Genomic DNA, 24081 nt, shown 5'->3' with positions numbered 1-24081 from the left:
CGGTCCGAACACAGGTAGCATCGGTAATCACCACAGTCTTTGGAGGTATCTGATAATGGGCACGTTCAGCTGGACGCACCTGCTGATCATCGCGTTGCTGTTCGTTCTGCTCTTCGGCGCGAAGCGGCTTCCCGACGCGGCACGCGGTCTGGGCCGCTCGCTGCGCATCTTCAAGAGCGAGGTCGGACAGATGCAGGCGGAGTCGGCGACGTCCGACGCACCGCAGACCACCACGTCCACCCCCGCGCCGCCGCAGCAGTTGTCCGCGTCCGCCCCGCAGGCGCAGACCCCGATCGTCGAACCGCAGCAGGGCCACAAAACCCTCTGACCTCGGCCATCACCCCGGGACGGATGCCACCGCCCCGGGGCGAAGTGCTGTCTGGTCACAAGTTGCCGCCGAGCATCCGCCGAACCGAGGGTTAGAGGCCACCACCCACCATGCGCATCCCGTTCGATCCCCGGCGCACCAAGCGCAGGACGAATCCCGACGGCACCATGTCGTTGGTCGAGCACCTGCAGGAACTGCGCACACGGCTGCTGCTCGCGCTGGCCGCGATCGCGGTGACCACCCTGATCGGCTTCTTCTGGTACGCGCACACCCTCTTCGGAATGGAGAGCCTGGGCGAAATCTTGCGTGGCCCCTACTGCGCGCTGCCGGCATCGGCGCGGGCGAGCCTGACTCCCGACGGCGCCTGTCGATTGCTCGCTACCGGACCATTCGACCAGTTCATGCTCCGGTTGAAGGTCGGGTTCACCGCCGGTGTGGTGATCGCGACGCCGTTCTGGCTGTATCAGCTGTGGGCGTTCATCACCCCGGGGCTGTACGCCAAGGAGCGCAGGTACGCGGTCGGGTTCGTGGTCACGGGCTCGGTGCTGTTCGTGTCGGGCGCTGTGCTGGCCTACGTGGTTGTCTCGCACGCCTTGTCGTTCCTGATGACCATCGGCGACAACGTCCAGATCACCGCGCTCAGCGGTAATCAATACTTCGGGTTCATCATCCAGTTGCTGATCATCTTCGGCGTCAGTTTCGAGACGCCGCTGATCATCATCGGGCTGAACCTGGTCGGGGTGCTGCCCTACACCAAGCTCAAGGCCTGGCGACGCGGCATGATCTTCGGCCTGTTCGTCTTCGCCGCGATCGTCACCCCGCAGGACCCGTTCTCCATGCTCGCGCTGGCGATCGCGCTGACCGTGCTGTTCGAGTTCGCGGTGCAGTTCGCGCGGTTCAGCGACGCCCGCAAGGCGCGCCGGGAGGCGAAGGAGGGCTGGGGCCCGCTCGACGACGAACAAGCCTCACCGCTGGACAACCCCGAACCCGTGGCGGCCACCGATCCGGTGGGCGAGGCGGAGAAAACCACGCGCCCGGTGTCGGACTACTCCGATACGCTCTGAGGGGTGACCGACACTCCGGGGCTGCCCAGCGAACTGGCGAAATTCGCCGGTGAAATCTCGTTCGATCTGGACCCCTTCCAGAGCACCGCGTGCGCGGCGTTGGAAGACGGGCACAGCGTGCTCGTGTGCGCCCCCACCGGTGCGGGCAAGACGATCGTCGGCGAGTTCGCCGTGCACATGGCGCTCGCCTCGGGCGGAAAGTGCTTCTACACCACGCCGATCAAGGCGCTGTCGAATCAGAAGTTCGCCGATCTCACCGCCCGCTACGGCCGCGACAGTGTCGGCCTGCTCACCGGTGACCAGTCGATCAACCCCGGCGCGCCGGTGGTCGTGATGACCACCGAGGTGCTGCGCAACATGCTCTACGCGTCTTCGGACTCGCTGCACGGACTGTCCTATGTGGTGATGGACGAGGTGCACTACCTGGCCGACCGATTCCGTGGCGCGGTGTGGGAGGAAGTGATCCTGCACCTGCCGCCGGATGTGCGACTGGTGAGCCTGTCGGCGACGGTGTCCAACGCCGAGGAATTCGGCGCGTGGATGGAAACCGTGCGCGGCGACACCGCGGTGGTGGTCGACGAGACCAGGCCGGTGCCGCTGTGGCAGCACGTGATGGTCGGTCGGCGGATGTTCGACCTGTTCGACACCAAGTCCAGCGATCGCAAGGTCGTCGTCGACGAAGACCTCGTACGGTTCATCCGTCAGCGCGAGAGCGCCGACCGGATGCACGGCTACGGCGGGCCGCGCGGTCGTGGCGGTCGCGGTGGCAACTTCCGTCCGTTGCCCCGACCGGACGTCCTCGCTCGCCTCGACGAGGAAAACCTGCTGCCCGCGATCACATTCATCTTCAGCCGCGCGGGCTGTGACGGCGCGCTGGCCCAGTGCCTGCGCGCCCGGCTCGATCTGAGTCGGCGCGGTGAGACCGAGCAGATCGACGAGATCATCGAGAAGCACACCGGTGATCTGCCCAAGGGCGATCTGGAGGTACTCGGCTTCTGGGAGTGGCGCGAGGCGCTGCACCGCGGCCTCGCCGCCCATCACGCGGGCATGCTGCCCGCGTTCCGGCACACCGTCGAGGAACTGTTCGTCAAGGGGCTGGTGCGCGCGGTGTTCGCCACCGAAACCCTGGCGCTCGGCATCAATATGCCCGCCCGCACCGTGGTCCTCGAGCGCCTGGTGAAGTTCAACGGTGAAACCCACGCCGAGCTCACCCCCGGCGAATACACCCAGCTCACCGGTCGCGCGGGCAGGCGCGGCATCGACGTCGAGGGTCACGCGGTGGTGCTGTGGCAGCCCGAGGTCGACACCAGTGCGGTCGCGGGTCTCGCCTCCACCCGCACCTATCCGCTGCGCAGCTCGTTCCGGCCCGGCTACAACATGTCGATCAACCTGATCGACCGCATGGGCGCCCAGGAGGCTCGAACCCTGCTCGAACGGTCGTTCGCCCAGTTCCAGGCCGACCGGTCGGTGGTGGGGCTGGTCCGTGGCATCGAACGCAACGAGGGCGCGCTGCGCAAGCTGGAGAGTCAGCTCGGTGGCGTCGGCGGCGATTTCATGGAGTACCTGTCGCTGCGCGACCGGATCAAGCAGCGTGAGCGCGATATCCAGCAGCAGGGCCGAGCCGATCGGCGCGGCGCAGCGGTGAAAGCGCTGATCGGCTTGCGTCGCGGCGACGTGGTGTCGATCCCGGTGGGCAAACGTTCCGGGCTCGCGGTGATCCTCGAACCCGACCAGACACCCGGCGACCCGCGTCCGCTGGTGCTGACCGAGGACCACTGGGCCGGGCGCGTGTCCGCGGCCGATTTCCCGGAGCCCGCCGAAGCGCTCGGGCGGATGGATCTGCCGCGCCGGGTCGACCACCGCACCGCGCGCATTCGCCGCGATCTGGCCTCGGCGTTGCGCGGTACCGGGATCTCGGCTCCGCGCAGGGGCAAGCGCAACGACCGTGTTCGCGGCGGCGAAGATCGTCAACTCTCGACGCTGCGGCGCAGCCTGCGATCCCATCCCGCGCACGATCGTCCCGATCGCGAGCAACTGAGCCGCACCGGCGAGCGGTATTCGCGGCTCGCCCGCGAGACCGAGACGATGCGCCAGAAGGTTGCCGCGACCACGAACTCGCTGGCGCGCACCTTCGACCGGATCGTCGGACTGCTCGAGGAACGCGGGTTCGTCGCCCACGGTGAGGTGACCGCCGACGGCAGACGACTGGCCCGGATCTATGCCGAAAGCGATCTCGTGGTCGCCGAGGCCTTGCGTCAGGGTCTGTGGCGCGGGCTCGGGCCCGCCGAGCTCGCCGCGGTGGTATCGACGCTGGTCTACGAATCGCGCCAGGAGACCGGCCTGCTGACGCCTGCGGGGCCGACCGATCCGATCCGCCGGGCGATCGCGGCCACCATCGAAGTGTGGTCGGACCTGCGCTCCGACGAGGCGCGGCACAAACTTCCGCCCACCCGCGAACCCGATCTCGGGTTCGTCACCGGGGTGTACAAATGGGCGCGCGGTGACGCGTTGGCCGAGGCGTTGCTGGCCAGTGGCGACCAGGGCACCACGATGTCGGCGGGCGATTTCGTGCGGTGGTGCAGGCAGGTGATCGACCTGCTCGATCAGATCCACAACACCGCCGACGACCCCGAGGTCGCGTCCACCGCGGCCAAGGCGGTGCGCGCCGTCCGGCGGGGTGTCGTCGCGGTGGACGCCGCGTAGTCGGGACGTCTGTGATTTGATTTCTTCGCGTACCGACCGTGAGGCGGATGTCGTGCGAATGCGGCAGGCCCGGCGCGGGGGGCTACCGTATGGACTAATAATGCGAGTGGAGGCGAGTGGATGAGCGGCCCTTACGGACCGAACAACCCCGGGGAGGGGAATAACGATCCCACCCAGCACTGGGGGGGTCAGCAGGGGGCCGGTGGCGCCGGTCCCACCCAGCACTGGGGCGGCGCGCAGCAGCCGCCGCAACAGGGCGCCCAGCCCACCCAGCAGTGGGGCGATCCGAACCAGCAGCCGCAGCAGCAGTGGGGACAACAGCCCCAGCAGCCGCAGCAGCCATGGGGGCAGCAGCCGCAGCAGGGTGGCGTGCCGCCGCAGCAACCGACCGGACCGCAGCAGCAGTGGGGTCAGACCCAGCCGCCTCCGCAGGACTGGAACAACCAGGCCGCCAACGCACAGCAGCAATGGGGCCAGCAGCCCCCGCCGCAGCAGCAGTGGGGGCAGCAGCCCGCGCCGCAGCAGCAGTGGGGCCAGCAGCCGCAGCAGTCCTCCGGCGGCAAGAGCAAGGGTCTGATCATCGGGCTCGTCATCGCGGGCGTGCTCGTGGTCGCCGCGGTCATCGGCCTGCTCCTGGTCGTGTTCTCCTCCGACGAACTCGACAACGTGGCCGTGCAGGACGGTGTCTCGCGCGTGCTGAAGGACTCCTACGGCATCGCCGACGTCTCCGATGTCAGCTGCCCGTCCGGTCAGGCCGTCGAGGTCGATGCGACCTTCACCTGCGACCTGAAGGTCAGCGGTGAGGCGAAGAAGGTCACCGTCAAGATCACCAAGGACGATGGCACCTACGAGGTCGGCCGCCCCAACTAGGCGCTCGCACTACGTTTTCCGGGCCGTCCGCGACTACGCGGGCGGCCCGGTGTCGTTTCCGGGGCGGCGGTGGCTCGCCTCGGTCGGGTCAGTCGGCGTGTGCCGCGGTCAAGGCGGTGACCAGGCGGGTGATCGGGCTCTCGGCGTTGTACGCGGTAGCCAACGCGAGCAGCCGGTCGGGGTCGACGGGGGTGGCGGGCAACACATCCGGACGCGACAGGATGACCTCGGCGTCGCGGACCACCCGTACCACCGGTGCGGCGACCTTCAGATAGTCCTGCGCGGCAACGAGTTTCGCGCGCACACCCTTGGCGATATCGGCACCCGGATCGGCGACGGCGTCCATGAGCGCGTCGAGCGAGCCGAACTTCGTGATCAGCTGGGCAGCGGACTTGTCGCCGATGCCCGCCACACCGGGCAGGCCGTCGGAGGCGTCGCCGCGCAGCGTCGCCATGTCGGCGTAGGCCGGGCCCGCATTCTGTTCGGGCACACCGTATTTCGCCGACAGCTCCGCGGGCCCGAACAGTTCGGCCTTGGCCAGGCCACGGCCGACGTAGAGCACCCGGACCGGTGGGGCGGGCTCGTCGCGCACCAACTGCAGCAGGTCGCGGTCACCGCTGACGACGACAACCGGATCGGTGCGCTCCCTGCTCGCGAGGGTGCCGAGCACATCGTCGGCCTCGAGGCCTTCCGCGCCGCCGGTGGCGATGCCCGCCGCGGCCAGCACCTCGAGGATCATCTCGACCTGCGGGGTGAGGGTGTCGGGCACCTCCTCCGCGCCGGGCGCCGCACTGGTGCTCGTGTCGAGCCGATGCGCCTTGTACGAGGGCACGAGGGCCACCCGGAACGGCGGGCGCCAATCGAGATCGAGACCGACGACGAGCCTGCTCGGGCGATGCTTGGTGACCAGCGAGGCCACCATGTCGGTGAATCCGCGCAACGCGTTCACCGAGCGGCCGTCCGCGCCCCTGAGCTTGTCGGGGATGGCGTAATAGGCGCGGAACCAGAGGCTGGCGCCGTCGAGGATCAACAGGGGTCCACGGGTGCTCTCGTCAGCGGTCACCCGCTGATTGTGCCCCGAGCCACCGACACCGTGCCCGTGGCCGTGCCGACGGGCTTCGGTGGCTGGCGTCGGCTCGGGGCGGGTAACGTCGGATCCTATGAGCGCGCACACGGATGCCAGGTTCGCGGCGAAGGTCTACGGTCAGCGTCTGGAACGGGCGGTCGAGTTGATGCGGGCGGCGCATCTGGACGCCCTGCTGATCACTCCGGGCCCCGACCTGCGCTACCTGATCGGTTCGGCCGCGGACTCCTACGAGCGGCTCACCTGCCTGGTGATCCCGGCCGACGGCTCGACGCCGGCGGTAGTGATCCCGAAACTCGAGTTGGCCTCCCTCAGTGATTCCGCGGCGGGCGAACTCGGCCTGCGGGTGCTGGACTGGGTCGACGGCGTCGATCCGTACCAACTGGTTCGCTCGATCCTGCATGCCGGTTCCCGTATCGCGGTCGCCGACGCCATGCCCGCCCTGCACCTGATCCCGCTCGCCGAATCGACCACCGGGCTGCCCGCCTCGGCCACACCGGTGCTGCGTGAGTCGCGAATGATCAAGGACGACGCCGAGATCGACGCGTTGCGCCGAGCGGGCGCTGCCATCGACCGCGTGCACGCGCGGATGGGCGAATTCCTGCGGGCGGGTCGCACCGAGGCCGAGGTGAGCGCCGATATCACCGCCGCGATCGTCGAGGAAGGCCATACCGAGGCGGCGTTCGTCATCGTCGGCAGTGGCCCGCACGGCGCCGACCCGCACCACGAGGTATCCGATCGCGTCATCGAACAGGGCGACGTGGTCGTCATCGATATCGGCGGCCCGGTCGAGCCCGGCTACTACTCCGACTCGACCCGCACCTACGTGCTCGGAACCCCGAGCCCGCAGATCGTCGAACAGGTGGCGGTCCTCGAGGCCGCCCAGGCCGCCGCGGTGGCAGCGGTGCGGCCAGGGGTGAGCGCGGAGTCCATCGACGCCGCCGCCCGCGCCGTGCTCACCGACGCGGGCCTCGGCGAGGCGTTCATCCACCGCACCGGCCACGGCATCGGCCTGTCGGTGCACGAGGAGCCCTACATCGTGGCGGGCAACGACCTGGTGCTCGAACCGGGCATGGCGTTCAGCATCGAACCCGGCATCTATTTCCGCGGCGAATGGGGCGCGCGGATCGAGGACATCGTGGTCGTCACCGACAACGGTGGGGAGTCGATGAACAACCGGCCGCACGGTCTGACGGTGTTGTAAGCGGCACAGGCTATTTCAGCGTGCTCGACGAGAGCACTCGGCGCACCTGGATCGCGACGACGACCCGTGTCGGATTCTCGCGCGGCACCCGGTAGCGCTCGGTGTAGCGGCGGACGGCCTCGGCGACGTCGGCGCTGTCGTCGAGCACCGTGGCCGGTCCTTCGAGGGTGAGCCAGCGCGGCCCTTCGACCTGGCTCACCGCCGCGTAGCCGCCGCGTGCGGCATTGCGCGCCTTCACCGACGCGCCGTCGGTGATCACGCGGGCGATCCCGCTCTCGGGATCCCAGGTGAATCCCACCGCGACCACGTGGGGGGTGCCGTTGGCGCGCAGCGTGGTGAGCGTGGCCAGGTGCCGCTCGGTGACGAACTCGAGTGCGGTGGGGGACAGCTGTGCGGTGGTGGTCGGCATACCGGAAACGGTAGCCGGGCCGACCAGCGGTGACCCCCTCGGGTTTCGGGGCGGGCCGAATCCGACCACCTCGGCCGGATGACAGACTGGCGCCATGGGAATGCAGCAGAACGACGGGCCGGTCCTGGTCCTGGGCGGGCGCAGTGAGATCGGCCTCGAGGTGGCGACCAGGCTGGCACCCGGACGGGTGGTGATCCTGGCGGCCCGTCGCGCCGACGCGTTGGACGCCGAGTCCGAGCAGGTGCGCGCGGCGGGCGCGACCGCCGTACACACCGTGGAATTCGACGCCGACGAGACGGCCACCCACGCGCCGCTGCTCGACAAGCTCGCGGCCGAGCACGGCGGCATCGCGACCGCGGTGCTCGCGTTCGGAGTCCTCGGCGATCAGGACCGTGCCGAACACGACCCGGCGCACGCGGTGGCCGTCGTGCACACCGACTACGTCGCCCAGGTCAGTGTCCTGACCACCCTCGCCGACCTGATGCGCGCGCAGGGCTCCGGCCAGATCGTCGTCTTCGGCTCCATCGCGGGCGTCCGCGTGCGCCGGGCGAACTATGTCTACGGTTCGGCCAAAGCGGGCCTGCACGGCTTCGCCAGCGGCCTCGGCGACGCCCTGCACGGCACCGGCGTGCAGCTGCTGCTGGTGCGCTCGGGCTTCGTGATCGGCCGAATGACCACCGGTATGGACCCGGCCCCCATGTCCAGTACCCCCGGCCAGGTCGCCGACGCCGTCGTCCGCGGCCTCGGCAAGGGCGCGACCCGAGTGGTGGTTCCCGGTCGGCTGTCGCTGGCGTTCTTCGTGATGGGCCTGATCCCGCAATCCGTCTGGCGCCGGATGCCACGGTGACCGAGACGGAAGCCGCCGGCTGGACCGGCGAGCCGATCATCGTGGCCGGCATCGGCGCCGATGGCTGGTCCGGGCTGGGGCAGACGGCCCGACAGGCGGTCAGCGACTGCGACGTGGTGTTCGGATCCCCGCGTCAACTGGCGCTGCTCCCGGCGAGCGATAGCGAACGCGTGCCGTGGCCGACGCCCCTGTTGCCCGCGCTGCCGGAGTTGTTCGCGCGCAACGCCGATCGACGCATCGGCGTCCTGGCCAGCGGTGATCCCATGTTCTACGGCATCGGCGTCACCCTGGCCCGCCGGTTCGGCCCGGCGGCACTGCGGGTGTTCCCGCAGCCCTCCTCTGCATCGCTGGCGTGCGCCCGGCTCGGGTGGCCACTGGCGGAAACTCCGGTGGTGAGCGTGGTTGCCCGGCCATTGCCCACCGTCCTGCCTGAATTGTCCGAAGGTCGAAGGATTCTCGTTCTCAGCGAAGACGAGACAACGCCGAGCAGAATCGCGGAATTACTGCGCGACAACGGGTTCGGCGGCTCGATCTTGACCGTCCTCGAACAACTCGGCGGCCCCGCCGAACACCTGCGCGCCGGTCCCGCGGCGGCGTGGCCGCACCCCGGTGGCGACCCGCTCAACATCGTCGCCATCGACTGCCGTGCCGATCCCGACACACGCCGCGACACGCGCCTGCCCGGCTTGGCCGACACCGCCTTCGCCGGTGACGGCCAGCTCACCAAAGCCGAGGTCCGCGCGCTCACCGTCACCGCTCTCGCCCCCGCACCGGGGGAAATGCTGTGGGATATCGGCGGCGGCTCGGGCAGCATCGCCATCGAATGGTGCCGCACCCATCCGCTGTGCCGCGCTGTCACGTTCGAACGGCTGCCCGCTCGTCGCGAACAAATCGCGACCAATATCGACGCGCTCGGGGTGCCGGGAATAACGATCCGCGGCGAAGTGCGCTCAGAGTTAGCCGAAGAAACGATCACGGCGCCCGACGCCATCTTTCTCGGTGGCGGCCTCACCCAGGACGGCATGTTCGAGCGGTGCTGGCAACGCCTGCGCCCCGGCGGCCGCCTCGTCGCCAACGCGGTCACCGCGGAATCGGAAGCGCTGCTGCTCGACTGGTCTGCCGGCTTCGGCGGGACCCTGCGCAAATTCCAGATCTATCGAGGCGAACCGCTCGGCGGGTTCACCGCCTGGCGACCGCACCTGCCGGTCGCCCAGTGGATTGTCCGAAAACCCGCTGGTCGCCGGAGTATGGACCAATAAGCCCGATCACGATCAGATCACGCGCAGATCACGATGAATCCGTCGTCGCAGGGTTCGCGCGCCGGAAAAGTTTCGGACCGAACGTGTAGAACCGAGGGCTCGGGGGTAGGGTCGTTGCCGTTCCGGGTAATCCCCCCGGTTCGTTTTTCCACGATGGAGAGTTACATGAAGTACTCGAAGTTCGATGGCGATGCTGGTGCCGATGATTTCGGAGGGTTGTCCTGAGAGTTCTGATCCTCGGCGGCACCGGTGAAGCCAGGGAGTTGGCGCGCAGAGCGTCCGGCGAGCGTGGACTCGACATAGTGTCCTCCCTCGCGGGTCGGGTCGCCAACCCGCGGCTGCCGGTCGGAGCGGTCCGCGTGGGTGGGTTCGGTGGTGTCGAGGGCCTCCGAACGTGGCTACGCGAGAACGCGATCGACGCTGTCGTGGACGCCACCCATCCCTTCGCCGCGAAAGTGAGCGCGCACGCGGCCACGGCCGCGGCCGACCTGGACATCCCCGCGCTGCATCTGCGCCGCCCGGAGTGGGTGCAGCGGCGCGGCGACCTGTGGACCAGAGTGCCCGATCTCGCGTCGGCGGCCGCGGCTCTGACCGCCCGCGACGAACAGGTGCTGCTGACCATCGGCCGCCAGGGGGTCGGCGCGTTCGTCGGGTGCACGGGGCACGGCTTCGTCATCCGCTCCATCGACGCCCCCGAAGTCCCGCTGCCGCCGCGCTCGAAACTGCTGCTGGCGCGTGGGCCGTTCACTTTCGACGAAGAACTCGTGCTGATGTCGCGTCATCGCATCGATGTGCTGGTCACCAAGAACAGTGGCGGTGAGCAGACCGAGGCGAAGATCTTCGCCGCCCGTACCGCGGGTCTACCGGTGATCATGGTCGACCGGCCGCCGCTGCCCACGGGCGCGGTCACCGTGGCCGAGGTCGGCGACGCCGTCGAGTGGTTGCGCGAGTCCACCTCGCACCGGGTGCGCTGAACTCGGTCAGTGGGGCTGTGGCGGTGTGAAGATCGTCGGCAACTGGTCGAACCAGTGCAGAACCGCTCGCTCGTAGGCGATGCCGAACTCGAGGGTTGCTCGCTGGTGCGGCGCCAGGGCGGTTTCGTCCTCGTCGAGGTAGCGGTCGAGGCGATCTTGATGAATGTTCTTGTTGGCGGCGATGATCTGATCGCGATGAGCCGGATCCAGGTGCTCGCCGAAGGACAGCGTGAGCAGCAGCGGCACCCGGATGGTCTCGGCGCCCGGGTCGCGCCCGATCCACTCGGCGAACGCGTCGCGCCCGATATCGGTGATCCGGTACGGCGTGCGCTCCCTGGCGCCGCGTTCGCCCTTGGTCACCAAGCCCGCGGCGTCCATCGTGGACAGTTCGCGGTAGACCTGGCTCTGTGTGATGGTCCAGAAGTCGCCGATGCGTTGCTGGGCCTGTGTGGCGAGATCCCAGCCCGACTTCGGGCCCTCGTGCAGGAACCCGAGTAGCGAGGCCGCGGTGGAGTTCAGCGGGCGGCGTCGTGTCGCGATATCGGTCAACGGTCAACTCCCTTTCGAACTACATTCCTAAGTGGAATGTTACGCCTGAGTCGGCGGTCCACCAATAGTGCCGGTGTTGCGGTGTGTTCGCCGGACCGGGGTGCGGCGGTGGTGCTCGCGCGCTGAGCACCACCGCCGCGGTGATCGACCCGTCAGGCTCAGGCCAATGCGAGGTTCACGACGTCACCGTCGGCCAGTTCGTAGGACGCCAGGGTATTGGAGTCCTCGAGCTTGACCTCGCTCTCGGTGACGAGCTGCTGCTCGGCCGCCGGAACGCCGGTCTGCTCCTGGATGAGGGCCTTCAGGTCCTTGACGGTCGCCGTGGTGTCGACATCGACCGCGATGGGCTCGCCGTCCAAGCCGTTGACCGTCAAAGTGATGCTGGTCGCGTTCTCGGCGAGGGGAAGCCCGGGCAAGCTCGGCAGGCCGGGTGCCGCGGGGGCGGCGGGTGCCGCAGGTGCGGCCGGCGCTTCGGGAGCGGCGGGTGCCGCGGGTGCCGCGGGCGGGGCCGGTGGGGCCGGCTGGGCCGATGCGATCCCGGCGACGGGAACCGCCATGGCGGCGGCGATCAGGCCGACCGTCACGCCGCGCCGTAATCGGGTACCGAGGGCGTTCTGTGCGTGGTGCTGAACTCTCATCGTGGTGAATCCTTTCATCGTCCACGGGGGACGCGTTGGGGAATCGAACCAGGAAACGAGCAGTCACACTGTTGTGCACGCGGGCAAGCCCGCGGAACCAGTGTGCCATCGCACGTGGGTCTCGTCTGGCCGCGCAGACCACGCGGGTCGCCGGGGATCGCGGTGGTTGCGGTCGGCCGTAAGGTCGCCGGAGCGACCGCCGTGTGGATTCGACGGCCGCTCGGTGCGGGTACCGACCGTGCGGTTTGCTGATTGTCCGGTGCGGACTACCGGCTGTCCGCCGACCCGTATCTGCGCGAGGTGAAAACGCGGGTGCCCTCCGGCGTGTCGAAGGTGGTGGTGGTCGACGATCCGATGATCAGCAAGGTGCGCATGTCCACCTCGTCCGGCTCGAGCTCGCCCAGGGTGGTCACCCGGACCGATTCGGTCGGCCCGCCGACATCGCGGCCGAGGACCACCGGCGTCTGCGGTGGGCGATGTTCGAGCAGCACTTCGCGCATGGCCGCGACCTGCCAGCGTCGTTGCGAGGAGGCCGGGTTGTAGATCGCGATGGCCATGTCGGCCGCGGCCACCGCCGAAAGGCGTTGTGCGACAACATCCCACGGCTTGAGTCGGTCCGACAGCGAGATCATCGCGTAGTCGTGCCCGAGGGGGGCGCCGACGCGGCTCGCCACCGCGTTGGCGGCTGTCAGTCCGGGCAGCACCCGCACGGGAACGTCCTTGAACTGTGGTTCGGCCGACACCTCGAGCACGGCCGCCGCCATGGCGAACACGCCGGGGTCGCCGGAGGAGACGACCGCGACGCGAGCGCCGCGCTTGGCGAGGTCGAGCGCCATCGTGGCCCGCTCGGATTCGACCTTGTTGTCGCTGGCGTGCCTGCGCTGACCGGCCCGCTCGGGCACCCGATTGATGTAGGTGGTGTACCCGACGAGGTCTGTCGCCGCGGCCAACGCGGCGCTGACCTGCGGCGTCGTCCAGTCCGCAGCACCAGGACCGAGACCGACCACCACCACTTCGCCGGGTTCGACATCGGGCGCGGTCGTCGCGCCACTGGACGCCACGGCCGCATCGTGGGCGGCGGGCCGCTCGTGGGAAGTCGCGCCGCGAGCGGGAATCGGAGTGGTGGGTGTGGGACCGGGGACGAGGGTGATCGAGAAGTACGGCACGTCCGCCTCGTCGACGTCGGCCGCGGCGAGTACCCGCTGACGGGTGCTGCTCGCGCGTTCGACGTAGTAGGCGTCCTTCAGCCGACCGGAATCCGACAGCGCCTGGCGCACACCGGGAAACGTGCGACCCAGCTTCATGATCGCGGCGGCGTCGGTCTCGCGCAGGCGCTCGGTCAGCTCGTCGACGGGCATGGTGCCGGGCAGCACCGTGAGCACCTGCTCGCCCTCCACGAGGGGAGTGCCCAGCGCCGCCGACGCCGCGCTGACCGAGGTGATGCCGGGAACGATCTCGGCATCGAACCGATCGGCCAGCCGCCGGTGCATGTGCATATAGGAGGAGTAGAACAGCGGATCACCGGCGGCGAGCAGCGCGACGGTGCGCCCCGCGTCCAGGTGGGTGGCCAGCCGCGCGGCGGCCTGCTCGTAGAACTCGTCGATCGCGCCCTGATACCCACCGGGATGATCGGTGGTCTCCACCGTCACCGGGTAGACGAGGTGCTCCTCGATCTGCCCCGCGCGCAGGTACGGCGCCGCGATGGCGCGGGAGATGCTGCGCCCGTGCTTGGCGCTGTGGAACGCGACCACATCGGCTTCGGCGATGAGCCGGGCGGCCTTCACCGTCACCAGTTCGGGATCGCCGGGGCCGAGGCCGATACCCCACAATTTGCCGGTGCTGATCTCACTCACTCCTGTTCGCTCGCAATCGCATTCAGTGCCGATGCGGTGATCGCGCTGCCGCCCCGCCTACCGCGCACAGTCAGATATTCGATCCCGCCGAAGTCGATCAGCGCCTGCTTGGATTCGGCGGCCCCGATGAACCCGACCGGAATGCCGATGATCGCGGCGGGTCGCGGCGCACCGGCGTCGAGCATGTCGAGCAGGTGGAACAGGGCGGTCGGTGCGTTGCCGATGGCCACCACCGCACCGTCGAGTTGGTCGCGCAGGAGTTCCAGCGCCGCCACCGAGCGGGTGTTGTCCAGTCGCGCGGCGAGTGCGGGCACCCGAGGATCGGTGAGGTTGCACAGCACCGCGTTGTCGGCGGGTAGGCGCTTGCGGGTCACCCCCGAGGCGACCATATTGGCGTCGCAGATGATCGGCTTACCGGCGTGCAGCGCGGCGCGCGCGGCGGCGACCACGCCGGGGGAGTAGGCGATATCGGGGGCCAGGTCGACCTGCCCGCAGCCGTGGATCATTCGCACCGCTACCCGCTCGACATCGGCGGGGAATCCGGCGAGATCGGCCTCGGCGCGGATCGTCGCGAACGAGCGCCGATAGATCTCGGCCCCGTCGGTGAGGTAGCTGGCACGCACATCGGACATGCCGGTAACCCTAGAACCTGGGTCTGACGTGGTGTCCGGCGGCTCAGGTGCGGGGGCGTTCGAGAATGCGTGACATCACCAGCGAGCTACGGGTGCGCCCGACGCGCGCGTTCTCCCTGATCCGTTCGACCGTCACCTCGATCTCGGCCATATCGGTGGCCATCACGTGTACGAGCGCGTCGGCCTCGCCCGCGATCGTCCACACTCCGACGACCTGCGGAATCGGTTCCAGGGTGCGGCGCAGCTCGGCCGGGGAGATGTTGTCGCGGTAGTAGACCTCGACATACGCCTCGGTCTTCCAGCCGAGCGCGGCCGGGTTGACCTGGGCGGTGAACCCGGTGATCTGCCCGCTCGCGACCATCTTGTCCACCCGTCGCTTCACCGCGGGCGCCGAGAGGCCGACCACCGAACCGATTTCCTGGAACGAGGCGCGGGCGTGGACGAGCAGCTCCGCGAGAATTCGCCGATCGATATCGTCCACGTCGCTCCTTCACCTTCTCACGCAATGATTCCCCATTCTCACACTGATATGCGCAACGAAACGGTGTTCCCCGTGCAATGGAACGGCGATTACGGTCGGAGAAACCATCCGCGCAGCCACCAGGAGTCCTGATGACCGCCGCTAGCCCCCTTCGTGTATCTGCGCCGGCGCGGACCGCCTCGCCGCGCCGCTACGTGCTGTGCCGCCCCGACCATTTCGAGGTCACCTACGCGATCAACCCGTGGATGGACCCGGCCGCCCCGGTCGACCGAGCCCGCGCACTCGCCCAGTGGGAGATCCTGCGCGCGAGGCTGGAAGCGCACGGGCACACGGTGGAAACGGTGCCCGGCGAACCCGGCCTGCCGGATATGGTCTTCGCCGCCAACAGCGGCCTCGTGATCGGTGGACACGCGCTCTCGGCACGATTCGCCCACCCCGAACGCGCCGCCGAGGGCCCCGCCTTCCATCAGTGGTTCGCCGCCCGCGAACTGCGCGCACTGGCCGCCGCGGCCGAAACCAACGAGGGCGAAGGCGACTTCGCGTTCGCCGGGCAGCGGATTCTGGCCGGCGTCGGGTTCCGCTGTTCGTTGTCCGCCCACGCGGAGGTGGAGCGGTATTTCGACATGCCGGTGGTCTCGCTCGAACTGGTCGACCCGCGCTTCTATCACCTCGACACCGCGCTGATGGTTCTCGACGACACCACCGTCGCCTACTACCCGGCCGCGTTCAGCCCCGCCGCCCGCGACCTGCTCACCGCGCTCTACCCGACCGCGATCCTCGCCGACGACAACGACGCGCTCTGCTTCGGTTTGAACGGACTCAGCGACGGTGAACACGTCTTCCTCGACCCCGGCGCCACCGCGCTCATCGCGCAGCTACGCGAGCGCGGATTCGTTCCGGTCCCGGTCGACATGTCCGAACTGCGCAAGGGCGGCGGCGGCGTGAAGTGCTGCGTGCTCGAGCTGCACACCCGCCGCGACACGACCGTGGGTTAGCCGAGCGGGCGCGCTCGCGCTCGGCTGGTCGGCGCCGCACATCGGTGGCAAATCGTTCGTGGAGGTGAATACGCACGCGTAGCGCGGTGGGCACACTCGTACTCGGTGCCGGCGAGCCGCTCGGCCGTTACCTGCAGGGTGGACATGGGAAGCCCTCATAGCGAGAAGGCAAGGGTACGAGAGGTTTCGGGATCGTCGATCGAGTTTCGCTCGGCCGCCGGAGCAGCTCAGGGAGCGGTTGCCGCGTCGTCGACCTCGATGCGATACCCGTGGTCGGTGGCGACGACATCGGTCACGGGTCCGCGCGGGCGACCGCAGCAACGGTCGCATCCGGACCAGTGCTGGCGACCCGCCACGGTGACGGCTTCGGCCGCGACGAGTTCGTTCCGCGCGGGCGGCCGATACTCGGAAGCCTCGGCGGCGGGCAGGACGCGATCGGAATCGATGGCGGCGGCGAGGTCGGCGCGGACGTCGGTGCGTGATTTCGCGCAGCCGGGGCGTCCGGCGCAGGCGCTGACCCGCAGCCACGGGGAATTCGCGTCGAAGATCAGCCCCATGGGCGCGAGCACTCGCACCACGGTTTCGGCGGGTCCCTCGTCGAGGTCGGTGATCACCAGGCTGCGCCACGGGGTGACGAAGACGGGCCGTTCGACGGCGGCCAGGAATTCGGTGGTTCTGGCCGACAGGGTGCCCAGCGGTACCCCGGCGCCGAGCGTGACGAGGCCGTTCTCCTGGTCGAGCCAGCCGATCGGAATATCGTGTGTCGCACCGAGTTCGAGCGGTTCGCCGACGGGGGAGCGGTTCAGCGTCTCGACCACCGATTCGACCCCGCCCGGAATCTCGTGCAGTCGCCACTGTCCCGAATCGCTGGTTCCCCGCAGATCGAGGAAGCCGCGCGCCGCGTCGAGCATCACCTGGACCGCCTCGCCCGCGGTGATCCGAAGTCCGGTGTCGGCGCCGGCCAGCAGCAGGGCGAACTCGTTCTCGCCCACCGCGTGGATGCCGATGTCGCCGTGCAGCGTGCTCACATCGCCGCGTCCGTCGTCGAGGGTGAACAGCACTCGCCCCGGCAGCTCCGCCAACAGCGGGTCGCCGCGCAATCCCGTGTCGAGGTCGACCGCGAGCCCGTGGACGTCGGCGAACCCGCCGACTCGGCCGGACAGCGGCGAGGCCACGATATTGCGTACCCGTTCGTGGGTCTCGCTGGGTAGCAGTCCCGCCGCACCCAATCGCAGTGCGAGTTCGGAGGCGTCACGGACCTGGCGCAACTGAATGTTTCCCCGCGAGGTCAGCTCGAGGTTCCCGTTGCCGAGATCGCGTGCCGCATCGGCCAGCGCCTGCAGCTGCGCCGATTCCAATCGTCCGCCCGGCACACGAATTCGCGCCAGTGGCCCGTCGGCAGCCTGATGCAACCGCAGAACCCCTGGACAAGAATCGGGCGCACTCCTGGTCATGATGTTCCAGCCTACGACGCGCCGACTGTGCCCCGAACCTCAACCGTGGTCGAACCACGTTCCCTCCGCCGACCGTCGCTGTCGACCGGCCGTGGCCGGGCTTCGTCGATGTGACGAGGCCGACTCGCGTGACGGGGCGGTTCGGGGGTATTCGCCTAGGGTGAGTGGCGGATCCTTCGCCAGCCGAGCACTGACAGGAGAGCCGCCACATGCTGCGTGAATTCGTGGACAAGCGTGTCGTTCCCGCACTCGACAGAGCCGCGCAGGCACAGGCGCCCGTGGTGCATCGGTATGTCGGCTGGCTGGGCAGTCGCCACCCGGAGGAAGCGCCGGTCGAGATCGTGCAGCGGCTGTCGCGTCAGTACCTGCTGGTCGTCACGGCAAGCGGCGTCGCCGTGGGGCTCACCGCCGCGGTGCCCGGCCTCGGCACCGTGCTCGGTCTCGCGGCGACCGGGGTGGATACCGTGGTGTTCCTCGAGGCGTCGTCGGTGCTGTCCGTCGGCGCCGCCGCGGCGTACGGCCTGGAGCCCGACGACTCACGGCAGGCGCATCTGATGTCGAAGGTCGTGCTCGGCGAGGCGGGCACGAAGGTGCTCGACGAGACCGCGGGCCACAAGAAGGGTCAGTGGCTCTCGGTGGTCACCGACCACATTCCCGTGCTGGCGAGCATGCCCGATTCCCCGGCCAAGCGCTTCATCGTCAACTACCTGGTCAAACGCACCGTGCTGCTGTTCGGCACCCTCGTCCCTGCGGGTATCGGTGCGGTGATCGGTGGCGTCGGCAACAACGCGCTCGGTCAACTGGTGATCGCGAACGTGTACCGCCATCTCGGCACCGGCTCCCCGGAAATGGTCGCCGCGGGCACCGACCGATAGACGACTTGACCTTCGACTCACTCGAACCCCGATCATGAATCGGTGCCCGACACCGAACTGATCACCATCGGAGCCTTCGCCCGCGCCTGCGGCCTGAGCGCCAGCGCCCTGCGCTTCTACGCCGACGCGGGCGTCCTCGCCCCCGTCGTCGTCGACGAGGTCACCGGCTACCGCTACTACGCCCCGGAGCAGTCCGCTCCCGCCCGCCTGCTGCGTCACCTGCGCGCTATCGACATGCCGCTGCCCGCCGTGACCGCCCTGCTCGCCGAACCAGACCCCGCCCGCGCGATCGTCCTCCTCGACGAGCACCTCGCCGACCTGGACCGGCACCAGGGCGAGGTCCGCGCCGCAGCCGCGGCTGCCCTCGGCGCGCTTCTGGCCGCCCACGGATCGGCGTCCGAAGGCGGGAACGGGCATCGCGCCCAGGTCTCGGCGCCAACCGATCGAGGCAGTGCCCGATCGCCGCTCGGCACCGCGCAGGGCCTCGAGAGAGGTTCGCCCGGGACGTGCGACGACGTGTGGGTGAGCGGACCGGTGCTGGCGGCGGCGATCGACCAGGTGGCGACGGCCACGGTCGCCGATCCGGATCTGGCGGTCCTCGACACGATTCTGTTCGAGACCGACGGTCAGCAGTTGATCCTCACCGCGACGGACCGCTACCGCCTGGCCACCCGCACCGTCCGCCCCACCCGGGTCGGTCCCGCGGTCTGGGCCGCGACGGTGGACGCCGAGGACCTCCGTGCGGCCGCGTCCTGGTTGCGTCGCCGGCACTCCGTCGCGATCCGCCCCGATTCCGATCGTGTCGAATTCCTCATGGCCACAACAGATTCAGTCGACCGAGACCGCACCGAAGGAGGCGGCGAGCCGACGACGCGCCACGCCGCCCAGCCGGACGACACCCGACGCTCCTGCCGCCGATCGACCCACGACTTCCCCGACTACCGAGCGATGCTGGCCGCGCTCGCCCCGGTGCGAACCCGAGTCGTGCTCCCTCGTGCGGCGCTGCTCGACGCCATGGAGCACCTCGACTCGCCCACCGTGGTCCTGCACACGACCTCCACGGGCACCGTCTCCCTGACGACGTCGAGCCCGTGGACGGAGCACACCCCGACAGGCACCGCCACAACGGGCGACCCTGTCGCGCAGGAGAGTTCGAGCGCCGCGGCCGCTGCGTGCGAGGCATCGGAACGGGGCGCGGTGCGGTACATCCCGCACGCGAGAGCCACCGGCCCTGCCATGACGATCCATTTCGCCGTCACCACCCTCTACCCGGCCGTCGCCGCCGCCGTCGGACCCGACGTGATGCTCGACCTCATCACCCCCGACCAGCCTGTTCTGATCCGCTCCGCCGACGACGGAGACCTGTCGACCTTGGCCATGCCGCGCAGACCCGAACCCACCCAGGAGAGCTCCCGATGACCACCGCCGACCCGATCATGACCCGAATCACCCAGGGCGTCAGCGACTTCCGCACCGGCGATCCCGATCGCGCCCGCGCGGGCCTGCTCGCGGTGTGGGCCGACATCGGCCCCGCCGGCGACCCCCTGCACCGTTGCACCCTCGCCCACTACCTGGCCGACACCTACGACGACCCGGCGGAAGCCCTCGTCTGGGATGTCCGCGCCCTCGACGCCGCCGACACCCTCACCGACACCCGCCTGCACGACCACCACGCGGGCCTCCAGGTCGCCGGCTTCTACCCCTCGCTGCACCTGAACCTCGCCGACAACTTCCGCCGCCTCGGCGCGTTCCCCGCCGCCACCCGCCACATCGAAGCTGCCCGCGAACGCCTCGACATCCTCCCGGACGACGACTACGGCGCCCTGATCCGAGGCGCCTGCACGGGGGTCGCGGCGGCGATCGCCGCCGAGGACACCACCCGCCGACCCACTCACTGACACCGGCCTCCATCACGTCACTGCAACGCTCTCGGGCGATGCGCGCGCCACCGCCTGCTGATCAATCGTCCAGCGCCAGGGGGCGGCCTGGAAAGTTGTGGGTGGGGTGGGCCCAGTAGCATCGTCTTGCTCGGCGGGCGTCGAGGAAACCGGTGGAAATCCGGTGCGGTCGCGCCACTGTGAACAGCCAGACCCTCTCCGGCGAGCACCGCAACCCCGATGGGCGCGTAACCCGAGGAAGGTCTCACCCTGTGATCCTGCTGCTGTCCACCTCCGACACCGACCTGCTGAGTGCCCGCGCGAGCGGCGCCGAGTACCGCTGGGGCAATCCCGCCCGGCTGCTGGTCGAGGATCTGCCGGAACTGCTCGACGGCGCGGACCTGGTGATCGTGCGAATCCTCGGCGGCAAGCGCGCGTGGGAAGAGGGCCTCGACGCGATTCGGGCGAGCGGGGTGCCGATGGTGGCGCTCGGCGGCGAGATCGCGCCCGACGCCGAGCTGATGGAATGCTCGACGGTGCCGGTCGGCGTCGCGGCCGACGCGCACAACTACCTCGCCGCGGGCGGCGCCGAGAACCTGCTCCAGCTGCACAACTTCCTGTCCGACACGGTGTTGCTGACCGGCCACGGCTTCGAACCTCCCGCACAACTCCCCACCTGGGGCGAACTCGACCGGTCCCCGCGGATCCTCGAACCACACGCCCCGACCGTGGCCGTCGTCTACTACCGCGCCCAGCACCTCGCGGGCAACACCGCCTACATCGAGGCGCTGTGCAAGGCGATCGAGTCCAAAGGCGCACGCCCGCTGCCGGTGTACGCGGCCTCGCTGCGCACCGCCGAACCCGAACTCCTCAGCCTGCTCGGCCGTGCCGACGCCCTCGTGGTGACCGTTCTCGCGGCGGGCGGCAGCAAGCCCGCGACCGCCTCGGCCGGCGGCGACGACGAAGCCTGGGACGTGGCCGCGCTCGCCGCCCTCGACGTGCCGATCCTGCAGGGCCTGTGCCTGACCAGCGGCCGCGCGCAGTGGGAGGCCAACGACGACGGCCTGTCGCCGCTCGATGTGGCCACGCAGGTCGCGGTGCCCGAATTCGACGGGCGCATCATCACGGTGCCGTTCTCCTTCAAGGAGTTCGACGCCGACGGGCTGTCCGCCTACGTCCCCGATCCCGAACGCTGCGCGCGCGTGGCGGGGATCGCGGTACGCCACGCCCGCCTGCGCCACATCCCCGCCGCCGACAAGCGGATCGTGATCATGCTCTCGGCCTATCCCACCAAGCACGCCCGCATCGGCAATGCCGTCGGCCTCGACACCCCCGCGAGCGCGATTCGCCTGCTCACCGAATTGCGCACGGCCGGTTACGATCTCGGCGATATCGACGAGATCCCCGGCCTGGTGGCACGCGACGGCGACGCGCTGATCCACGCGCTCATCGCCGCGGGCGGCCAGGATCCGGAGTGGCTGAGCGCGGAACAGTTGGAAGGCAATCCGATTCGCATCGGCGCCGCCACCTACACCCGCTGGTTCGAGTCGCTGCCCGAGGACCTGCGCGAGGCCGTGGTCGAGGCGTGGGGGCCGCCGCCGGGCGAACTCTACGTCGACCGGTCGGCCGATCCCAAGGGTGAAATCGTCATCGCCGCACTGCGTTTCGGCAATGTGGTGCTGATGGTGCAGCCGCCTCGCGGTTTCGGCGAGAACCCCGTGGCCATCTACCACGACCCCGACCTGCCGCCCAGCCACCACTATCTCGCCGCCTACCGCTGGTTGTCCGCACCCGACGGTTTCGGCGCCGACGCGATGGTGCACCTGGGCAAGCACGGCAACCTGGAGTGGCTGCCCGGCAAGACTCTCGGCATGTCCGCCTCCTGTGGCACCGACGCGGCGCTGGGCGATCTGCCGCTGATCTATCCCTTCCTGGTCAACGACCCCGGCGAGGGCACCCAGGCCAAGCGCCGCGCCCACGCCACCCTCGTCGATCACCTGATCCCGCCGATGGCGCGCGCGGAGACCTACGGCGACATCTCCCGGCTGGAACAGCTGCTCGACGAGCACGCCAACATCTCCGCCCTCGACCCGGCCAAACTGCCCGCCATCCGCCAGCAGATCTGGACCCTGATGCGCGCGGCCAAGATGGACCACGACCTGGGCCTGGCCGAACGCCCCGAGGAAGACGTCTTCGACGACATGCTCCTGCACGTCGACGGCTGGCTGTGCGAGATCAAGGACGTCCAGATCCGCGACGGTCTGCACATCCTCGGCCAAGCCCCCGAGGGCGACATGGAACTCGACCTGGTGCTTGCCATGCTGCGTGCCCGCCAGCTGTGGGGCGGGGAACAGAACGTGCCCGGCCTGCGAGAAGCCCTTGGCCTGAGCGAAGCCGGGGACGAATCGCGTGAACGCGTCGACGTGGTGGAAGCCCGCGCGCGCGAACTCCTCGGCGCACTGCAGGCGACGGACTGGTCGGCGGACGCGGTCGAGACCCTGGTGAAGGACTTCGCCACCGCGATTCTCGCCGGGGGAGTGAGCGACGCGGCCGACGAAGCCGCCCGCCTCGACGCGGTGACGACCGTCCTGCGGTTCGCGGCCACCGAAGTCGTGCCGCGCCTGCGCGAAACCCGCATCGAGATCGCCCGCGTTCTGCACGCCCTCAACGGCGGTTTCATCCCCGCCGGCCCCAGCGGGTCGCCGCTGCGCGGTCTGATCAATGTGCTGCCCACCGGCCGCAACTTCTACTCCGTAGACCCCAAGGCCGTGCCCTCGCGGCTGGCCTGGGAGACCGGTCAGGCGATGGCGGAATCGCTGCTCGTCCGGTATCTGGCCGACCACGGCGAGTACCCGAAGTCGGTCGGTCTGTCGGTGTGGGGCACCTCGGCGATGCGCACCTCCGGCGACGACATCGCCGAAGTCTTCGCCCTGCTCGGCGTTCGGCCGGTGTGGGACGAGGCGAGCCGGCGCGTCACGTCCCTCGAGGTGATCTCGCTCGACGAACTCGCCCGCCCGCGCATCGACGTCACCGTCCGCATCTCCGGCTTCTTCCGCGACGCGTTCCCGCACGTGCTGGCCCTGCTCGACGACGCGGTCCGCCTCGTCGCCGACCTCGACGAGCCCGCCGAGTCGAATTACATTCGCGCGCACGCCCAGTCGGATCTGGCCGACCACGGCGACACCCGCCGCGCCACCACCCGCATCTTCGGTTCCAAGCCCGGCACCTACGGCGCGGGCCTGCTACAGCTCATCGATTCCAAGAGCTGGCGCACCGACGACGACCTCGCGCAGGTCTACACCACCTGGGGTGGCTACGCCTACGGCCGCGACCTCGACGGCGCCCCCGCCGCCGACGACATGCGCACCGCCTACAAGCGCATCGCGGTCGCCGCCAAGAACACCGACACCCGCGAACACGACATCGCCGACTCCGACGACTACTTCCAGTACCACGGCGGCATGGTCGCCACCGTCCGCGCGCTGACCGGCAAGAACCCCGAGGCCTACATCGGCGACTCCACCCGCCCCGATGCCGTGCGCACCCGCACGCTCTCGGAGGAGACCGCCCGCGTCTTCCGCGCCCGCGTGGTGAACCCGCGCTGGCTCGAGGCGATGCGTCGCCACGGCTACAAGGGCGCCTTCGAGATGGCCGCCACCGTCGACTACCTTTTCGGCTACGACGCCACCACCAATGTGGTAGCCGACTGGATGTACGAAAAGCTTTCCGAGAGTTACGTTTTCGACGATGTGAACCGCAAGTTCATGGAGCAGTCCAACCCCTGGGCCCTGCACGGCATCGCCGAACGGCTCCTGGAAGCGGCCGAGCGCAAGCTGTGGGAGCACCCCGAACAGGAAACGCTGGACAAGCTGCGCCAGGTCTACCTGGAAACCGAGGGTGAGCTGGAGTGACTCGACTTGCCGCAAAACTGCAACACGTTCTAGTCTGAGGCATGGTGTGCCGCCGCGATCCCGCCCGGCGCCCG

The 24081-nt window shown here is 69.4% G+C and carries 21 protein-coding genes; 13 read left to right on the top strand and 8 right to left on the bottom strand.

Features of this window, described 5'->3' with window-relative positions:
• The first annotated feature begins 55 nt into the window (after nt 1-55).
• The 4 genes from tatA to OHS03_RS15325 all read left to right on the top strand — a co-directional run bounded on the left by tatA (nt 56) and on the right by OHS03_RS15325 (nt 4965).
• Complete coding sequence (gene tatA / locus OHS03_RS15340; RefSeq protein ID WP_062983426.1) at nt 56-328, top strand: Sec-independent protein translocase subunit TatA; 273 nt, start codon at nt 56-58, stop codon at nt 326-328.
• Between the two features lie 110 nt (nt 329-438).
• Complete coding sequence (gene tatC / locus OHS03_RS15335) at nt 439-1392, top strand: twin-arginine translocase subunit TatC (protein ID WP_328663472.1); 954 nt, start codon at nt 439-441, stop codon at nt 1390-1392.
• Between the two features lie 3 nt (nt 1393-1395).
• Entirely contained in the window at nt 1396-4095 is a 2700-nt protein-coding gene (locus OHS03_RS15330; RefSeq protein ID WP_056809855.1) for a DEAD/DEAH box helicase, read from the top strand.
• Nucleotides 4096-4215: 120 nt separating this feature from the next.
• Entirely contained in the window at nt 4216-4965 is a 750-nt protein-coding gene (locus OHS03_RS15325) for a DUF4333 domain-containing protein (protein WP_328663471.1), read from the top strand.
• 88 nt (nt 4966-5053) lie between these two features.
• On the opposite strand, the gene OHS03_RS15320 is transcribed toward OHS03_RS15325, so the two are convergent.
• Nucleotides 5054-6028, bottom strand: coding sequence for a 5'-3' exonuclease (locus OHS03_RS15320; RefSeq protein ID WP_328663470.1), 975 nt, complete (start codon nt 6026-6028; stop codon nt 5054-5056).
• Between the two features lie 97 nt (nt 6029-6125).
• On the opposite strand from OHS03_RS15320, the gene OHS03_RS15315 reads away from it, so the two are divergent.
• Nucleotides 6126-7253 (top strand): M24 family metallopeptidase, encoded by a 1128-nt coding sequence (locus OHS03_RS15315; protein ID WP_062983431.1) that lies wholly within the window; start codon nt 6126-6128, stop codon nt 7251-7253.
• 10 nt (nt 7254-7263) lie between these two features.
• Here OHS03_RS15315 and OHS03_RS15310 read toward each other — a convergent pair whose 3' ends face one another.
• Nucleotides 7264-7662 carry a PPOX class F420-dependent oxidoreductase gene (locus tag OHS03_RS15310; RefSeq protein ID WP_328663468.1) on the bottom strand — a complete coding sequence of 133 codons (399 nt, stop codon included), beginning with the start codon at nt 7660-7662 and terminating at the stop codon, nt 7264-7266.
• Nucleotides 7663-7756: 94 nt separating this feature from the next.
• On the opposite strand from OHS03_RS15310, the gene dprE2 reads away from it, so the two are divergent.
• The 3 genes from dprE2 (at nt 7757) to OHS03_RS15295 (ending at nt 10742) form a co-directional block, all read left to right on the top strand.
• Entirely contained in the window at nt 7757-8509 is a 753-nt protein-coding gene (dprE2, locus tag OHS03_RS15305) for a decaprenylphospho-beta-D-erythro-pentofuranosid-2-ulose 2-reductase (protein ID WP_156677375.1), read from the top strand.
• Nucleotides 8488-9768, top strand: coding sequence for a precorrin-6y C5,15-methyltransferase (decarboxylating) subunit CbiE (gene cbiE, locus OHS03_RS15300; protein WP_405151696.1), 1281 nt, complete (start codon nt 8488-8490; stop codon nt 9766-9768). Before dprE2 ends, cbiE begins: the two co-directional genes overlap by 22 nt.
• A 221-nt stretch (nt 9769-9989) precedes the next feature.
• On the top strand, nt 9990-10742 hold the full coding sequence (locus tag OHS03_RS15295) for a cobalt-precorrin-6A reductase (protein ID WP_328664247.1): 753 nt from the start codon (nt 9990-9992) through the stop codon (nt 10740-10742).
• A gap of 6 nt (nt 10743-10748) precedes the next feature.
• On the opposite strand, the gene OHS03_RS15290 is transcribed toward OHS03_RS15295, so the two are convergent.
• From OHS03_RS15290 to OHS03_RS15270, 5 genes are all read right to left on the bottom strand, one after another.
• The gene (locus OHS03_RS15290; protein WP_328663464.1) at nt 10749-11291 is read right to left on the bottom strand and encodes a PadR family transcriptional regulator; all 543 of its coding nucleotides are present in this window, start codon (nt 11289-11291) and stop codon (nt 10749-10751) included.
• 158 nt (nt 11292-11449) lie between these two features.
• Nucleotides 11450-11929 (bottom strand): ubiquitin-like domain-containing protein, encoded by a 480-nt coding sequence (locus OHS03_RS15285; protein WP_328663462.1) that lies wholly within the window; start codon nt 11927-11929, stop codon nt 11450-11452.
• A 266-nt stretch (nt 11930-12195) separates the two neighbouring features.
• Nucleotides 12196-13773 (bottom strand): precorrin-3B C(17)-methyltransferase, encoded by a 1578-nt coding sequence (gene cobJ / locus OHS03_RS15280; protein ID WP_328664246.1) that lies wholly within the window; start codon nt 13771-13773, stop codon nt 12196-12198.
• Nucleotides 13774-13778: 5 nt separating this feature from the next.
• On the bottom strand, nt 13779-14414 hold the full coding sequence (locus tag OHS03_RS15275; protein ID WP_056809835.1) for a precorrin-8X methylmutase: 636 nt from the start codon (nt 14412-14414) through the stop codon (nt 13779-13781).
• A 43-nt stretch (nt 14415-14457) separates the two neighbouring features.
• Nucleotides 14458-14895 (bottom strand): Lrp/AsnC family transcriptional regulator, encoded by a 438-nt coding sequence (locus OHS03_RS15270; protein ID WP_056809834.1) that lies wholly within the window; start codon nt 14893-14895, stop codon nt 14458-14460.
• A 131-nt stretch (nt 14896-15026) separates the two neighbouring features.
• On the opposite strand from OHS03_RS15270, the gene ddaH reads away from it, so the two are divergent.
• The gene (gene ddaH / locus OHS03_RS15265) at nt 15027-15890 is read left to right on the top strand and encodes a dimethylargininase (RefSeq protein ID WP_328663460.1); all 864 of its coding nucleotides are present in this window, start codon (nt 15027-15029) and stop codon (nt 15888-15890) included.
• Nucleotides 15891-16117: 227 nt separating this feature from the next.
• Here ddaH and cobG read toward each other — a convergent pair whose 3' ends face one another.
• The gene (cobG, locus tag OHS03_RS15260; protein WP_328663458.1) at nt 16118-17344 is read right to left on the bottom strand and encodes a precorrin-3B synthase; all 1227 of its coding nucleotides are present in this window, start codon (nt 17342-17344) and stop codon (nt 16118-16120) included.
• 209 nt (nt 17345-17553) lie between these two features.
• On the opposite strand from cobG, the gene OHS03_RS15255 reads away from it, so the two are divergent.
• From OHS03_RS15255 to cobN, 4 genes are all read left to right on the top strand, one after another.
• On the top strand, nt 17554-18219 hold the full coding sequence (locus tag OHS03_RS15255) for a hypothetical protein (protein WP_328663456.1): 666 nt from the start codon (nt 17554-17556) through the stop codon (nt 18217-18219).
• Nucleotides 18220-18261: 42 nt separating this feature from the next.
• Nucleotides 18262-19638 carry a DNA polymerase III subunit beta family protein gene (locus tag OHS03_RS15250; protein WP_328663454.1) on the top strand — a complete coding sequence of 459 codons (1377 nt, stop codon included), beginning with the start codon at nt 18262-18264 and terminating at the stop codon, nt 19636-19638.
• Nucleotides 19635-20117, top strand: a complete 483-nt coding sequence (locus OHS03_RS15245; protein WP_328663452.1) for a hypothetical protein — start codon at nt 19635-19637, stop codon at nt 20115-20117. The genes OHS03_RS15250 and OHS03_RS15245 overlap by 4 nt, the downstream gene beginning before the upstream one ends.
• Before the next feature lie 251 nt (nt 20118-20368).
• The gene (gene cobN / locus OHS03_RS15240; protein WP_328663451.1) at nt 20369-24007 is read left to right on the top strand and encodes a cobaltochelatase subunit CobN; all 3639 of its coding nucleotides are present in this window, start codon (nt 20369-20371) and stop codon (nt 24005-24007) included.
• The last annotated feature ends 74 nt before the right edge of the window (nt 24008-24081 follow it).

Source organism: Nocardia salmonicida (assembly GCF_036142455.1).
Lineage (GTDB): Bacteria > Actinomycetota > Actinomycetes > Mycobacteriales > Mycobacteriaceae > Nocardia > Nocardia salmonicida.
This window is presented reverse-complemented; position numbering and strand designations above follow the sequence as displayed.

Bases quoted from the DNA above. Each gene is read 5' to 3' on its own strand.
- dprE2 (WP_156677375.1), top strand. From the start codon at position 7,757: ATGGGAATGCAGCAGAACGACGGGCCGGTCCTGGTCCTGGGCGGGCGC.
- OHS03_RS15285 (WP_328663462.1), bottom strand. From the start codon at position 11,929: ATGAGAGTTCAGCACCACGCACAGAACGCCCTCGGTACCCGATTACGG.
- cobG (WP_328663458.1), bottom strand. From the start codon at position 17,344: ATGACCAGGAGTGCGCCCGATTCTTGTCCAGGGGTTCTGCGGTTGCAT.
- OHS03_RS15325 (WP_328663471.1), top strand. From the start codon at position 4,216: ATGAGCGGCCCTTACGGACCGAACAACCCCGGGGAGGGGAATAACGAT.
- tatA (WP_062983426.1), top strand. From the start codon at position 56: ATGGGCACGTTCAGCTGGACGCACCTGCTGATCATCGCGTTGCTGTTC.
- tatC (WP_328663472.1), top strand. From the start codon at position 439: ATGCGCATCCCGTTCGATCCCCGGCGCACCAAGCGCAGGACGAATCCC.
- OHS03_RS15275 (WP_056809835.1), bottom strand. From the start codon at position 14,414: ATGTCCGATGTGCGTGCCAGCTACCTCACCGACGGGGCCGAGATCTAT.
- OHS03_RS15245 (WP_328663452.1), top strand. From the start codon at position 19,635: ATGACCACCGCCGACCCGATCATGACCCGAATCACCCAGGGCGTCAGC.
- OHS03_RS15255 (WP_328663456.1), top strand. From the start codon at position 17,554: ATGCTGCGTGAATTCGTGGACAAGCGTGTCGTTCCCGCACTCGACAGA.
- OHS03_RS15315 (WP_062983431.1), top strand. From the start codon at position 6,126: ATGAGCGCGCACACGGATGCCAGGTTCGCGGCGAAGGTCTACGGTCAG.
- OHS03_RS15310 (WP_328663468.1), bottom strand. From the start codon at position 7,662: ATGCCGACCACCACCGCACAGCTGTCCCCCACCGCACTCGAGTTCGTC.
- ddaH (WP_328663460.1), top strand. From the start codon at position 15,027: ATGACCGCCGCTAGCCCCCTTCGTGTATCTGCGCCGGCGCGGACCGCC.